This is a genomic window from Vibrio sp. CB1-5, assembly GCF_059412285.1.
Window position 1 is genome coordinate 171,098 of sequence record NZ_JBJHPB010000007.1, and the last position, 14,801, is coordinate 185,898.

The 14,801-nt window shown below is 47.7% G+C and carries 14 protein-coding genes; 7 read left to right on the forward strand and 7 right to left on the reverse strand.

The features are described from left to right. The first annotated feature begins 7 nt into the window (after positions 1-7). The 5 genes from ACJB0T_RS07775 (at position 8) to ACJB0T_RS07795 (ending at position 6,618) form a co-directional block, all read left to right on the forward strand. Positions 8-2,905 carry a pyridoxal phosphate-dependent class III aminotransferase gene (locus ACJB0T_RS07775; protein ID WP_479289506.1) on the forward strand — a complete coding sequence of 966 codons (2,898 nt, stop codon included), beginning with the start codon at positions 8-10 and terminating at the stop codon, positions 2,903-2,905. Positions 2,906-2,926: 21 nt separating this feature from the next. Then, positions 2,927-4,171, forward strand: coding sequence for a carboxynorspermidine synthase (locus ACJB0T_RS07780; RefSeq protein ID WP_479289508.1), 1,245 nt, complete (start codon positions 2,927-2,929; stop codon positions 4,169-4,171). A 54-nt stretch (positions 4,172-4,225) separates the two neighbouring features. Then, positions 4,226-5,359: a carboxynorspermidine decarboxylase gene (gene nspC, locus ACJB0T_RS07785; RefSeq protein ID WP_479289510.1), complete on the forward strand. Its 1,134-nt coding sequence runs from the start codon at positions 4,226-4,228 to the stop codon at positions 5,357-5,359. Positions 5,360-5,483: 124 nt separating this feature from the next. After that, a complete protein-coding gene (locus ACJB0T_RS07790; RefSeq protein ID WP_479289512.1) occupies positions 5,484-6,044 on the forward strand; it encodes a YceB family lipoprotein in 561 nt (186 codons plus the stop codon). Positions 6,045-6,168: 124 nt separating this feature from the next. Beyond that, positions 6,169-6,618, forward strand: a complete 450-nt coding sequence (locus tag ACJB0T_RS07795; RefSeq protein WP_479289514.1) for a DUF1499 domain-containing protein — start codon at positions 6,169-6,171, stop codon at positions 6,616-6,618. 121 nt (positions 6,619-6,739) lie between these two features. Here the strand turns inward: ACJB0T_RS07795 and ACJB0T_RS07800 are convergent, their stop codons facing one another. After that, positions 6,740-7,411, reverse strand: a complete 672-nt coding sequence (locus ACJB0T_RS07800) for a type 1 glutamine amidotransferase domain-containing protein (RefSeq protein ID WP_479289516.1) — start codon at positions 7,409-7,411, stop codon at positions 6,740-6,742. A 133-nt stretch (positions 7,412-7,544) separates the two neighbouring features. Between ACJB0T_RS07800 and ACJB0T_RS07805 the strand changes: the two genes are divergently transcribed. Then, positions 7,545-8,429, forward strand: coding sequence for a LysR family transcriptional regulator (locus tag ACJB0T_RS07805; protein WP_479289518.1), 885 nt, complete (start codon positions 7,545-7,547; stop codon positions 8,427-8,429). A 6-nt stretch (positions 8,430-8,435) separates the two neighbouring features. Here the strand turns inward: ACJB0T_RS07805 and ACJB0T_RS07810 are convergent, their stop codons facing one another. From ACJB0T_RS07810 to ACJB0T_RS07835, 6 genes are read right to left on the reverse strand one after another with little or no spacing between them, the layout of a single operon-like run. Beyond that, positions 8,436-9,218, reverse strand: coding sequence for a LytR/AlgR family response regulator transcription factor (locus ACJB0T_RS07810; RefSeq protein WP_479289519.1), 783 nt, complete (start codon positions 9,216-9,218; stop codon positions 8,436-8,438). Positions 9,219-9,231: 13 nt separating this feature from the next. Next, on the reverse strand, positions 9,232-10,269 hold the full coding sequence (locus ACJB0T_RS07815; protein ID WP_479289521.1) for a sensor histidine kinase: 1,038 nt from the start codon (positions 10,267-10,269) through the stop codon (positions 9,232-9,234). Then, complete coding sequence (locus tag ACJB0T_RS07820; RefSeq protein WP_479289523.1) at positions 10,269-11,585, reverse strand: hypothetical protein; 1,317 nt, start codon at positions 11,583-11,585, stop codon at positions 10,269-10,271. Before ACJB0T_RS07820 ends, ACJB0T_RS07815 begins: the two co-directional genes overlap by 1 nt. Then, positions 11,582-12,367 (reverse strand): outer membrane lipoprotein-sorting protein, encoded by a 786-nt coding sequence (locus tag ACJB0T_RS07825; RefSeq protein ID WP_479289525.1) that lies wholly within the window; start codon positions 12,365-12,367, stop codon positions 11,582-11,584. The genes ACJB0T_RS07820 and ACJB0T_RS07825 overlap by 4 nt, the downstream gene beginning before the upstream one ends. Beyond that, on the reverse strand, positions 12,360-13,598 hold the full coding sequence (locus ACJB0T_RS07830; protein ID WP_479289527.1) for an ABC transporter permease: 1,239 nt from the start codon (positions 13,596-13,598) through the stop codon (positions 12,360-12,362). Before ACJB0T_RS07830 ends, ACJB0T_RS07825 begins: the two co-directional genes overlap by 8 nt. Next, complete coding sequence (locus ACJB0T_RS07835; RefSeq protein ID WP_479289529.1) at positions 13,595-14,299, reverse strand: ABC transporter ATP-binding protein; 705 nt, start codon at positions 14,297-14,299, stop codon at positions 13,595-13,597. Before ACJB0T_RS07835 ends, ACJB0T_RS07830 begins: the two co-directional genes overlap by 4 nt. A 196-nt stretch (positions 14,300-14,495) precedes the next feature. Between ACJB0T_RS07835 and ACJB0T_RS07840 the strand changes: the two genes are divergently transcribed. After that, positions 14,496-14,723: a TIGR02450 family Trp-rich protein gene (locus ACJB0T_RS07840; RefSeq protein ID WP_479289530.1), complete on the forward strand. Its 228-nt coding sequence runs from the start codon at positions 14,496-14,498 to the stop codon at positions 14,721-14,723. Positions 14,724-14,801: the final 78 nt, after the last annotated feature.

Consider the following 14,801-nt stretch of genomic DNA (forward strand, 5'->3'; position numbering starts at 1 on the left):
AAAACAAATGAGTACAGCATTCGAATTTGAATCTAATCAATTCGCGTCTTCGATTTCCGTGCAAGTTCCGCATGTCGAAGGCACCTACGATCTGACCCCAGATCAAGTATTACTAGACCAAGCTAAACATGAATCAGAAGTGCGTTCGTACCCGCGTCGTCTTCCAATTGCCATTAAGCGCGCTTACGGTGCTTTGGTGGAAGATACTCGTGGTCAAGTCTTCTTAGACTGCCTTGCTGGTGCAGGTACTTTGGCGATGGGTTACAACCACCCTGAGATCAACCAAGCCCTGAAAGAGCAGCTAGATTCTGGTCTGCCATATCAAACGCTTGATATCACTACCGAGGCTAAAGACCGCTTCATTAAACGTGTCAAAGCTTTCCTGCCGGAGCAATTTGCTGCGGATTCAGTGATTCAGTTTTGCGGCCCATCTGGTGCTGACGCGGTGGAAGCAGCCATCAAGCTTGCCAAGCAAACTACCGGTCGCAATACCATGTTCGCGTTTCGTGGTGCTTACCATGGCATGACCAATGGCACTATGGGCATGATGGGTAACCTTGGTACCAAGTCACGTCGCACTGGCCTAATGTCCGATGTGCACTTTATGCCATTCCCGTATAGCTTGCGCTGTCCATTTGGACTCGGTGGTGATGCGGGCGCTAAACAAAGCATTCGCTACATTGAGCGTCTTCTCAATGACGACGAAGCAGGCATCATGAAACCTGCGGCGATCATTGTTGAGCCAGTGCAAGGTGAAGGTGGCGTGATTCCGGCTCCGGCCTTTTGGCTTAAAGAGCTACGCAGGATCTGTGATGAACATGAAATCCTACTGATTCTGGATGAGATCCAGTGTGGTGTAGGTAAAACGGGTTACCGATTTGCTTTCGAAGAAGCGGGCATCAGCCCAGATATTCTTTGTCTTTCTAAAGCGATTGGTGGCGGTTTGCCAATGTCGATCTTGGTGTTCAATAAAAAGGTCGATACTTGGAATGCGGGTGAACACACAGGCACATTCCGTGGTAACCAATTAGCGATGGTGTCGGGTGCGAAAGCGCTAGAGATCATTGAGCGTGACAACCTTGTTGAGCACGCGAGCATAGCTGGCGAATATCTGCGCCTTGGTCTAAACAAAATCAAAGACCGTGTGAACTGCATTGCAGAAGTTCGCGGTAAAGGCCTGATGCTAGGTGTTGAGATCGTTAAGCCAAGCGGTGAACACAACAAGTTTGGTGAACCTGTTGCTGATGGCGAACTGACACTTGCGATTCAACGCGCTGTGCTCGAGCGCGGTTTAATGGTTGAAAAGGGCGGTCGTGACGGTTCTGTGATTCGCTTCCTTCCCCCCCTTATTATCAGCTTTGAACAGATTGATTTTGCGCTGCGCACTATCGAAGAAGCGATCATTGTTGCAGGTGGCGGCGAGAAAACCGAGCAAGAGGCGAAGAAGTCTAACTGGCGAAAGCACTTCATCCATACCGGAGAGCAAGGGGCAACTGAGTTTGCTAAGGTGATGAATCACACCACTCAAGCGATGAAAGAAGTGTTTGAGAAGGTCAGCAAACCCTACTCTGGGTTGGATCCGAAAACGCTCGAAAACCTTATCAATGACGTGAATCTTGATAGTCAAAACAACAGCCTACAAAGCGTAGTGGATGAAACAGCAGGGCTTGTTGCTGAGCATTCTATCTTCACTCAACACCCAGACTGTATTGCTCACTTGCACACGCCTCCACTAATGCCTGCGGTAGCAGCAGAAGCCATGATTGCGGCGCTAAACCAGTCAATGGATTCTTGGGATCAAGCGTCAGCTGCAACGTATGTTGAGCAAAAGGTGCTGGACTGGCTGTGCGAGCGTTATGAGCTTGGCGAAGATGCGGATGGTATTTTCACCAGTGGCGGTACGCAAAGTAACTTGATGGGTTTGCTGCTCGCTCGTGATCGTATTGCTGACATTACTGATGGTCACTCTATTCAGAAACTAGGCCTGCCAAGCTACGCCGATAAACTGCGTATTGTATGCTCAGACAAGTCACACTTCACGGTACAGAAGTCAGCGTCACTGCTTGGTCTTGGTGAAAAAGCGGTGCATTGTGTGGCAACTCACGACAACGGCACGATTAAGACAGATGCTTTGCTTGCAGATATCGCAGCACTCAAAGAACAAGGGTTAATTCCGTTCGCACTAGTTGGAACAGCAGGTACCACTGATCACGGCGCGATCGATGATCTGGCATCACTTGCAAATATTGCATCCCAACAGGCTCTTTGGTTCCACGTAGACAGTGCCTACGGTGGTGCTTTGATTCTAAGCAGCCACAAAGACAAGTTGAAAGGCATCGAAAAAGCTGACTCGGTGAGTGTCGATTTCCATAAACTGTTCTATCAAACCATTAGCTGTGGGTCTCTACTGCTTAAGGACAGAGTGAACTTCAAATACTTGCTTCATCATGCCGATTACCTCAATCGCGAACATGATGAACTGCCAAACTTGGTCGATAAATCTATCGCGACGACTAAACGTTTCGATGCGTTGAAGGTCTTCATGACCATGCAAAATGTTGGCCCAGGCGCACTAGGTGAGATGTACGATCATCTTATGGATCAAACTAAGCAAGTGGCAGAGCTTGTAAAAGCGCATTCGCAGTTTGAGCTATTGGCTGAGCCGTCGCTTTCAACGGTTCTATTTAGAGCGGTAAACAGTGATGCTGATGACCTAGAACAGCTGAACAAAACAATTCGTATCGAAGCGCTGACTTGCGGCGTTGCGGTACTCGGGGAGACGGTAGTAAATGGCCACTCGGCACTGAAATTTACCATCTTAAACCCTTGCTTGAAGTTATCGGATTTCGAAACGCTTCTAAATAATATTCATCAATTAGCCCTTGAGCTAACTAACTCTCACTAAGAGAAAAAGGAAATAAAACAAATGGCAATTCTACAAATTGGTGCTGGTGGTGTTGGTTGGGTAGTCGCACACAAAGCGGCTCAAAACAATGACGTATTAGGTGATATTACTATCGCTTCACGCACTGTAGCGAAATGTGAAAAAATCATCGAGTCAATCAAGGGCAAGAACAACCTTAAAGATCCAAGCAAAAAGCTAGAAGCGCGTGCAGTTAATGCTGACGATGTTGAGGCGCTTGTCGCCCTAATTAACGAAGTAAAACCGGATCTTGTTATCAACGCTGGTCCTCCGTGGGTAAACATCACCATCATGGAGGCGTGCTTGCAAGCGAAGGTGTCTTACCTAGATACATCGGTTGCGGTTGACCTATGTTCTGAAGGTCAACAAGTACCACAAGCTTACGATTGGCAGTGGGGCTTCCGTGATAAGTTCAAAGAGGCAGGCATCACCGGTATCCTTGGTGCGGGTTTCGATCCAGGCGTTGTTAGCGTGTTCGCCGCTTACGCAGTGAAGCACCTGTTCGATGAAATCGACACCATCGATGTTATGGACGTGAACGCTGGCGATCACGGTAAGAAGTTTGCGACAAACTTCGATCCAGAAACTAACATGCTTGAAATCCAAGGCGACTCTTTCTATTGGGAAAACGGCGAGTGGAAGCAAGTGGAATGTCACTCTCGCATGCTTGAGTTTGATTTCCCGCTAGTAGGTAAGCACAAGGTTTACTCTATGGCGCACGATGAAGTTCGTTCAATGCAAGAGTTCATCCCTGCAAAACGCATCGAGTTCTGGATGGGCTTTGGGGACACTTACTTGAACTACTTCAACTGCATGCGCGATATCGGCCTACTAAGCCCAGACCCGCTAACATTGCATGACGGCACGGTTGTTCAACCTCTGCACGTACTTAAAGCGCTACTGCCAGACCCAACTTCTCTAGCACCGGGCTACACAGGTAAAACGTGTATCGGTACTTGGGTTCAAGGTAAGAAAGACGGTAAAGAGCGTTCAGTATTCATCTATAACAACGCTGACCATGAAGTGGCATACGAAGATGTTGAGCACCAAGCCATCTCTTATACTACGGGTGTTCCAGCAATCACTGCTGCACTTCAATACTTCCGCGGTAAATGGGCAGATGCTGGCGTGTTCAACATGGAACAGCTAGACCCAGATCCGTTCTTGGAGACAATGCCAGAGATTGGTCTGGATTGGCATGTTCAAGAGTTGGAAGTCGGCGCGCCGGACATTAAGATTCTTAAATAAGTGTTTTGGTCCTAGGTCCTATGTCCTAGGACCTAGCTACTTAGGACCATTAAAATGAATAAATCCCAACTTAAAACCCCATACTTCATGATCAACGAATCTAAGTTGATCGAAAATCTAGAGAAAGCCAAGCAGCTTAAAGAGATCTCTGGCGTTAAGCTGGTTCTCGCGCTGAAGTGCTTCTCTACGTGGGGTGTCTTCGACATCATCAAGCCATATTTAGATGGTTCAACCAGTAGTGGTCCATTTGAGGTAAAGCTTGGTCACGAAACCTTTGGCGGTGAAACTCACGCCTACAGTGTGGGCTATACCGAAGATGACGTGCGTGAAGTGTCGGAAATCTGTGACAAGATGATCTTCAATTCTCAGTCTCAGCTTGCGGCTTATCGTCATATCGTTGAAGGCAAGGCGTCTTTGGGGCTTAGATTAAACCCTGGCGTTAGTTACGCAGGTCAAGATCTAGCGAATCCAGCACGTAAATACTCTCGTCTTGGTGTGCAGGTTGATCATATTGATCCAAGTGTGTTCGATAGCATTGATGGCGTTATGTTCCACATGAATTGTGAAAACAAAGACGTGGATGCGTTCATTGGCTTGCTTGATGCGATCTCCGAACAGTTTGGTGAGCACCTAAACAAGTTAGATTGGGTGAGTATGGGTGGTGGTGTCTTCTTTACGTGGCCAGGCTACGACGTTGAAAAGCTAGGCGCAGCACTTAAAGCGTTTTCACAAAAGCACGGTGTTCAGATGTATCTGGAGCCGGGCGAAGCGATCATCACTAAAACAACCGATTTGGTTGTGACGGTAGTCGACATTGTTGAGAACGAAAAAAAGACGGCGATTGTAAACTCAGCGACGGAAGCACATCGCTTGGATACGCTGATTTATGACGAACCTGCGTCTATTTTGGAAGCGAATCCAGACGGAGAGCATGAGTATGTGATTGGTTCATGTTCATGCCTTGCAGGCGATCAATTCTGTGTTGCGAATTTTGACGAGCCGTTAAAAGTAGGTCAGCAGTTACACATTATGGATAGTGCTGGCTACACTATGGTGAAACTGAATTGGTTTAATGGATTGAAGATGCCATCTATCTACTGCGAGCGTTCTTCAGGTGACATCGAAAAACTCAATGAGTTTGGCTATGAAGACTTTAAGCGTTCGTTGTCTCAGTGGTCGGTGAGCTAATTGATATTAGTCGGTAATCGAGTAAAACAGGCAAGCACAATGTGCTTGCCTGTTTTTTTATAAGCCCCTATCTTTTAACAAGATACGTGTTTAGCTTTTCACTGTTCTCAAGGGGCCTTTTCTGATGAATAAATCATTCTCTGCCAAGTTGTTTGGCCTGATAGTTGTGCTGTTTAGTTTGTCGGGGTGTGTGAGCTATAGCATTACGGAACAAGAGATGACCGATTACCTTAACCAAAACTTAAAGCTTGAACAGGCAGTAGGAGTTGAGGACGTGCTGTACGCAAAGGTGTCAGTCGATGACTTAAAAGTGAATATCGGACGCAGTGATAAAGACAGAGTTGCGGTGTTCGCCAATACCACAGCCGAATTGCACATGATGAGTCAACCAGAGATTGACTTAGATCTGGATATCGAATTCAGTGCGATACCGAGCTACAAAAAAGAGACGGGTGAAGTGTTTCTCAAGTCCCTTAGACTAGAGCGCTTAGATGAAGATGGTTCGGTGCTTACCCCGGAGATAAGGCAACTCATTAAACCGGCAGTTGCGTTGATTGGTAATGCTGTATCGAGCTATCCGGTGTATCAACTTGATGAAACTGCGGTAAAGCAGTCATTACTCAAATCCTCCAGCCCTGAAGTGAAAGTGGAAAATAACAAACTGGTTATTGATTTCTTTGAGTAGATCGAGGTTTTTGAATCAGTAAGTGATCTGGTTTGACCAGGATGGACTATTATGGGTAATTTATTCAATTAATTGGAAAAATGGCGCGTAGGTACTCTTGTCGCCAACAGCAAAAGGACTGTTCATGATCAGCAAAATTTTCACCACTCTGATACTCGTTCTTATCGGCTACATGTTTTACAAAAATAATAGCATGCCGTCCTATCTAGGCGTGGATGAAGGTCAGCTAGCTCGAATGCCTTCCACTCCAAATGCGGTTTCTTCACAGACTAAGATTCCAGAAAAACAGGTGCAACCTATCGCGTTTGACGACTTAGCGACAGCCAAAGCTCGTGCATTATCGGCGTTAAAAAGCCTAGGTCGCAACGAGATTGTGACTGATAGCGGTGATTATGTGCACGCGGTGTTTACCACCCCGTTGATGCGCTTTCATGACGATGTAGAGCTATATTTTGACGCAGATAATGGTGTGATGCACTACCGCTCTCAGTCTCGTACCGGATACAGCGATGCAGGTGTGAACCGCGCTCGTTATGATGAGTTTGTCGAAGCGTTTCAACAGACGGGTAACTGATTGATTAAATGCCATTTTCCAAACGCGTTCTCAGCCGCTAGGTTTGGAGGAGTTACAAAATAACCCCAAGGGCCATACTGTTCTTGGGGTTATTTTTTATATTGAAGCGTAGCGGCTAATGTTATTTAAGGCTCTTAACTAGAGCTTTCCCCACGCCGTGAGCACTTGTTGGGTTTTGACCCGTGATCACGCGCTCATCAACGATGACCAACTCTTGCCAAGGCTGCACCTTAGTGTACTGGTTAGCGGTGCGTGCAAGAGATTCTTCCAGCAAGAATGGAATCGCATCGATGGTGCCAAAATCGACTTCTTCTTCACGAGTAAAACCGGTCACCGATTTAGAGGCCAACAGCTTTTCACCATTGCTAAGTGTGATTGGCAGTAGGGCACCTGGACCGTGACATACCGCAGACACAATGCCACCATTTTCGTAGTGTTTTGCCGCAATGGCTGCGAACGATTCGTCTGTTGCAAGATCAGACAGCAAACCAAAACCGCCAGGATAGAAGATGGCGTCGTAGTCTTCTACGTTGATTTGTGAGACAGGAATTGTGTTGTTAATGCGGTTTTGAAAGTCATCGTTCGCCAGCAGTTCTGCATTGACGCTGTCACCTTCGATATCCGTGCCATAGAGCGGCGCTTTGCCACCTTTGATTGATGCGATGTCATACTCGAACCCTGCGGCTAGAATTTCACTGAGCGCATGGGTTAATTCTGGCGCGTAGGTACCGTTGGCTTGATCGGTTTCACCTAGCGTGGCGTGATTGGTAACTGGGATCAGTACTTTTTTCATGATTCATTCCTTTTGAGCAGACTGGCTTTTTATTGTACGAACTAATATTAATTGCAAATCAGATAGGTGATAATTGGCGAATTAGGAAAAACATTATTGCCATATAGCAAAGATGGGCGTTGTCGAGGTTATTATGGAGAGCTTTGAAGGGATCAATGAGTTCGTTGCTGTAGCGGAAAGTCATGGTTTCTCGGCTGCTGCCAAGCAGCTTGGTTGCAGCACCAGTCATGTGAGTCGCCAAGTCTCGAGATTGGAACAGCGGGTCGGGGTGGCATTATTGGCGCGCTCGACCCGAATGGTCAGTTTGACGGACGCAGGACAAGTGTATTACCAGCAGTGCAAAGAGCTTGTCATTGGTTTGCAGCAAGCAAACGAGCGTTTATCTTCTCAACATATTGAGCTTAGTGGCACGTTGCGCGTCAGTGCTGCTGGCGCGTTTGCTGAAAATCATGTTGCGCCAGCTCTCATGGCTTTTGCCAAACAATATCCAGAACTCACGGTTGAGATGGATTTTAATACCCGCATGGTGAACTTCATCGAAGATGGTGTTGATTTTGCGATTCGCTACGGCCGTTTGAATGATTCTGGATTAGTGGCAAGAAAACTGGTGGACAGACCGATGGCCGCCGCGGCAAGTCAACAGTATTTATCACAATATGGTGAGCCAACGCATCCTAATCAACTAGCTCAGCACAGCTGCATTATTGCCAACAATGACCACTGGCAGTTTGAAAAAGAAGGCAAGCCGATGAGCGCTATTCGAGTCAACGGTCGTTGGAGAAGCAACAATTCCAACGCATTGCTTCAAGCGTGTGAAGAGGGGCTGGGCATCGCCTATTTGCCTCGAAGCAGTTTTGGGGATGCGTTATCTACGGGCAAATTAACGCCTGTTCTCGAGCCTTATTGGGGCAAAGGTTCGAGTAGCTGGATTGTTTACCAAAATCGCCGCTTCTTGCCCGTTAGAGCAAGAATGGCGATTGATTACCTAGTGAATTACTTCGCTGATTGGCAGGAATAAGGCGTGTTACTTGAAAAGGTGTTGCAGAGCGCGGCTGACGGGAAGTTTGCTTCCAGCCACATAAGCGTTCATTTTTCCGGTGAGATCTTTTTTCACCTTATCGAGCTTATGAAGATTGATCATCGTTGAGCGGTGAATTTGCCAAAAACAGTCTGGATCAAGCTGGTTTGAAAGCTCTTTGATGCTACTACGCAGCACATATTCCCGTTTGTCATCGGTGACCAAGGTAACGTATTTGTCTTCCGCTTTTAAGTAGGCAATATCGTCGACCGACACCAGATGAATCTCGTCTTGCTTACTGGCTTTAAGCCACTTTGAGAACTGTGGTGCGGCATTTAGTGACAGTTTTTCCAAGTTGGCCATGAGCGAGCTAAGCTCTGGGGCTGCACTATGTGAGGACAAGCGTGAGGACAAGCGCGACTTGGCTTTTTCACAAGCATCAATAAGCCTTGTTTCATCAATGGGCTTGAGCAAGTAATCCACAGCATTGGCTTCAAAAGCGCTGACAGCATAGTGATCAAACGCGGTGATAAAGATGATCAGCGGCGCTGGTTTATCGCGGCTTGAAGAACGTTTAGCGATCTCGCGCGCGACATCCAGCCCGGTTTTCCCCGGCATTTGAATATCTAAAAACGCCACATCGAAGTGCTCCTTTTCGATAGCGGAAACCGCTTGTTCGCCGTTTTCACATTTCGCAACGACGTCGAGCTCAGGCCAAGCTTCAGCCAACAGCTTGTCGAGATGAAATCGAAGTAGTGGTTCGTCGTCAGCTATCAGGGCTTTTATCATAGTTCATCCAATATTATTGAGCGTCGAGCGGTAAAGTAATCGTGGCGGTTACACCGCCTTGTGCGTTCTCAGTGATGCTAAGAGTGGCGCGGCCTTGATACATGGCACTGAGCCGCGATTTTGCATTTTTGATCCCGATACCATGACCTGTATTGTCGCTGTTGGCCGAGAGGCCTAATCCGTTATCAACGACCTTTAGCACGCACTGACTGCCTTTGATTTGTGCTTCAATGGCAATACTGCCCCCTCTAACGCTAGGTTCAATACCATGCTTGATCGCATTCTCTACCAACGGTTGCAGTAGATAAGGCGGAGTCATGACGTGGCTGGCTTCATCTGAAACATCAAACGTTGCCTTTAGTCTGTCACCCAAGCGCGTTTGTTGGATAGCGAGGTAGGCTTCCAATAGTTTCATTTCCGAGGCGATGCTGACATGACTACTACGGTGGCCTGTCATGCTGGCGCGAAGAAGTGTGGTCAGCTTATCGAGCATCATTTTGGCCTGCTCTGGGTTGGCATCAACGAGCACACTAACGTTCGCAAGGGTGTTGAACAGAAAGTGTGGTTCGATTTGACTTTGCAATTGCTTAAGTTCCGATTCTACTAAAGCTTTTTCTTGCTCAATTTGGTCACGTTTGGTCTGCTCTAGGGCTTGTCGCAGACTCATTTTCTGCTCTTGAGCATGAAAAAAGTAGAAGCAGATTGAGGTAAATATAATGCCAAGGAAAAAGATCGGTTTTATCCCGTTCCAAACATCGAATCCCGGATATTTGCTCACCCAAAAATAGGCATTTAGTGTACCAAGCGCGACAGCTGCCGATAGAGTTATGGCTAACGATAAACTGCGCTGCTGAGCCAGTGCAGGTACAAAGCGATCAAGCACCCAAGACATGAATACGGCGCTGTAACCATAGCCTAGGCTTATCATCAGGTTCTCATAATAAGGTGCAGACCAAATGGAAGCAGTGATCACCGCGATTAAGGCGCAGAACAGAGTTGTGAATAACAGTGAGCGAGCCCAGCCATTCTCTGCCATTGGAATAGTCATCATTAGAAACGTCCTTTTAGATTAATTAGTATGTTATAGCTATCAGGTAAATTTGCATACACGCTATTCGTTGCCCCGGTCACGAATCGAGCCGCAAGTTCGAGGTTAAAGCTCGTGTCACCCGTATCAAGCACATCAAAATCGAGCCACTGAGTGGCGATAATGCCACCATCTTCTGGCGCGATCATGAGATCCAGTCTTGGGTGCATGCTGCGCAGTAGGTGATTGTTTTTACTCCATTGCCACTGACGCCAGAAAATAGGGTCAAGCCGACTGTGCAACATGACGTTGTGCTGTACGATGTTTTGCTGGCTGTAGCCAAGTGCAAAAGATTGAGAGATGGGGTTAAATCTCGGATCACTAGAGCTGGCGTATTGATAAGCGCTATCCCATTCAGATTGACTCCAAGCTCGCGAATCATACCAATACTCGCCTATCACACTCAGACCGGATTCGTGCGACCACGTGCTTCCCACTAAAACTTGATTAGCGTTACTTTTCTCAGTGAGTTCCACCGGTTGATTCGGTGTGATGTCATAGCCATGATAACGGCGTGAATAAGAGACCGAAGCGTGAGCTGACCAAGCTTGGTTGAATACATTGACTAGGCTGCCACCAAGCAGCCCTTGACGAACATTGTCGTAATAGCCAATTATTTGCAGCTCAAGATCGCCCAGTAAACGATAATATTTGCCACCTAACCCTTGCTGCTCGGTAGCGCGGCCATACTCTGAGGTGTCGAGTTGGCTCCAGCTTGAATCGGTAGCGATGAGTGTCCATTCCGATTCCAGTCCATAGTGAGATAGTGCCAGTGTGCCTGCGCCTTCTTCAATCTGTATACCCACTGGATTTCGGCGGTAGGGGGTGAAAATGTCCAGAACTCGGTAGCCATAGCCAACGCCCCAGTCGATACGTGCCTTGCCTATGAGTACGTCCCACTCCGATTCACCGAGCGTTACGCTGGTCTCGTAAGTCAGCGTAGATATGACCGCATCGAATTGGCGTTGGTTATGGCCGTCGGGCGTATTGTCGTAAAGAGACGTACCAAGCAGAGCCACATTGGCGCTAACCGAGTGAAACTGCGCATTGATATCGAGTAGGGCATTCACTTGCTCGTGGCTGCGATCGCTTTGATCTGGCAAGAATGCACTGTCGCCGCCACCAATGGACTGTAAGTTCACTTGATAGTCGGTTTCAATATCGAGTTCATCCCACGAAGACTCGGTTGCGTTTGCTATGTTTGCGTTTAAAAGAAGAACCAGCGCCGCAGGCACCCAAGCAATAAGCTTGGGTGCAGCTGAGCTAACTTGGGTTTTCATAGCTCAACTCGCTTGTTTTTAGATAGGTACGCCGGGTTGTAGTACTTGTCGGCGAGCTGGTGCGGCGTAACCTGTTGATAGTCGATGACCGTCTTTTTGTCGGTTTGGATTTGGTCGAGTAAGACCATAGTCACTACGCGCCGTTGGCCTTCACGCTCTCCAGATTCAAACAGTGCCTTTTTGGCCAGTTTTCCAGAAGTGAGGTAGAGGTCGGCTCGCACCGGAAATCCGCTCTGTTTTTCGACCCAAAGATCAATGGATTGATAGCTCGCGCCCGCTGTTTTTGCCTTTAGAGATAGCTGCAGCGTAGGCTCTGAATTAGCACCAGAAATGTTACTTTGCTCAGAGATGATTTCACCTGTGTAATCCTGGCTCCATGTCAGGGTGGAAACATCGCCTACAGAGGCATCACCTAATAGCTTTTGCATCGGGGTAATCCGGATGGGTCTGCGGCTTTTCGGCATCACGAGCCAGTAGTTGTCACCAAGCATCAACATTTTCTGACCTTGCTCGACTTTGGACTTAAACAGCACCAAAGATTCACGGTCTGGTCTCAAGTACACTTCATATTGGCGAGTCTTATCGAGCTCCCCATCTTGATAGAGCGCGACTTCGGTAACAACTTTAGATGCCGCGTCCTCTAGGCGGTAGTCATCGGCGATCGACAGTATCTCTGCCGCACTGGTATCTTTAGATATTGTGTAGGCTTGCGCTGGCCAGCTGGCACAGATAGTGACTAGTGATGCCATTAATAGTGGCTGTTTTCGAATCCAATTAAACATAAGCAAGTGCCTCCGTAATAGGTCGTTTAGTGCCTTTGCGCGCGGAAATAAACGCAGCAAACACGCAGATGATGATCACGGCGATGCCCGCGTAGGTAGCAACGCTCAATGAGAATACGAGCTCCAATGGATAGCCTTCACTTCGCCCCGGAGGGGGTGGCATTTGAATGTTGGCAACTTGAAGAAACAATGTGGTGAACCAGGCAAACAGCGCGCCAGCAACGCTGCCAACTATGCCAATGAGTATCGACTCACGGACAAACATGGCGATGATTTCTCTTGGGTAACTGCCCATCGCCGATAAAGCGCCAATTTCACGAGTACGTTCAGACACGGTCATCGACATCGTGTTAAATAGCGCCACAAATACTACTAAGCCAAGCACGATACCGAGTACACCAAAGATGCCGTTGTAGAGACCGCGAACCTTGTTGTAGAAAAACGCCCGCTCGTACCATGGGGTGAGTTGTAAGTTGGCAAATGCAGGGTCGCTGTCGAGTGCTTTTGTCACTGCCACTGAGGCGGAGTCTGTCAGTTTGGTGTCGTCTAGGTAGATAGATACAGCGCTCACTTTGTCACTGGCCAGCAGAGATTGCGCACTTGATAATCGAACATGAATCTGGCGTTTATCAAGTTCAGGAACACCAGTGCTGTAGGTGCCCACAACTTGGAAATCCATCGCATTGAGCACACCATCCGTCGTAGTCGCAAGTAACGTTACCCAGTCTCCAACGCGAACAGACAGGTTATTGGCCAGCTCATTGGCGATCATAATGCCGTCTTCGCTGGACTCGGTAAGCGCGTTGCCGGTTTGCAACCCGATGAAGTCTTCACGCAGAACAAACTCACTGGGTTCAACACCATTGCCGACAAAAATAGAGGACTTTCGACCGTTGGATATCAAACCAGAGAAATAGATCCTAGGTTGAATTCCTTTGGTGTCGAGTGTTTGGCGAAGCAGTTCGTTAAGGGTTTGGTACTGAGCAATACCATTTTGCAGCGGCATCTCTTCTTCACGCTCAAAGTAGCCCGGTTGGCTTAAGGTAATGTGACCAACATCATTCGCGGTAGAGCGTTCGAGCGATTGATAGGTAAACAGACCAAAACCTGCAGCCGCAGTGAGTGCAAAGATAGCAATCGCAACAATGATCAATGACAACAGTGTGCGGCGCTTGTTTCTTACTAGATATAGGCTCGCGGCTTTAAAGCCTTGTAGTTGTGATGAAATCATGCGATCTCCTTATTCAGCTCAATCGGCTGGTGTTGTGGCATAGAAGAAAGCGTACCGTCGACCAGTTCGATGGTGCGGTCACAGCGGCTGGACATACGACTGTCGTGCGTGGCGACGATGAAAGTCGTGCCTTGTTCATGACTCAGCTGCTTCATCAGTTCAACGATTTGTCCTGCGGATTGGCTGTCTAGGCTGGCGGTTGGCTCATCGGCAATGACCAGCTGTGGGCTGTGAATCAAAGCTCTAGCTATCGCAACACGTTGCTGCTGGCCGCCGGAAAGGTGGTCGGGGCGGTGGTGTTTGACTTCACCAAGTCCCACACGCTCTAGCCATTGCTCGGCAATTTGCATGCGTTCTTGATAAGGGATCCTGTTGAGCATAAGCGGGTAAGCGACATTTTCTAACGCCGTCATAACAGGGATTAGATTGAAGCGCTGGAACACAAAGCCAATATTCTCACGACGGAAACGAGTTAATGCTTTGCCGTCTTTGCTCATGGTGTTACCCGCGAAATGAATCTCGCCGTCGTAATTGGTGTCGAGCAGCCCTAAGATATTGAGCAGTGTACTTTTCCCTGAACCCGACGGCCCACACAAAGCGACGATTTCGCCAGTCTGAATGGTGCCAGAAATGTGCTTAAGCGCTTCGACATCGTTGGCACCCATAATGTAGCGTTTGTGTAGTTGGTGAAACGTAATCATATCGACTCCTTGCGATACTTTTCGATTGGTATGTATTCAATTTACTGAGTTAGGCAGGGCGCTGCCGCATGATGCGACAAATGGTGATTTCTAGAGATAAACGGTTGGTGATGGGGATAAATGGTTTAGAGATAATTGATCGAATTGCTAGCGGCTACGTTGAAAGAGAAATGAACCCAAATGGACATTGAAATAGATGAATTCGGCAATAAATAAGTTTAATCCCAACAAGTTACTGAACAGCAAGTGGACGGCAGTGACACCAAAACAGAAAGAGAAGCACTTCATTGTTGTTGAATTAGAGCGCGATGAAGAGGGTGTTGTGGTTGGTTGTCAGTTAGAGGCGATTATGTCGAAGCGGGCGATAGAGATGGACTGGCGTGAGTTGAAGGATAGGGGGAGTTGGTTGCAGGGGTGGAAGTGATAGGAGTCTGCTGATCCATATTCGGAGAGAGTGTCCTGAATTCTGTGTAACTGTCTAAACTTAAGCCTTAAAGGCTAA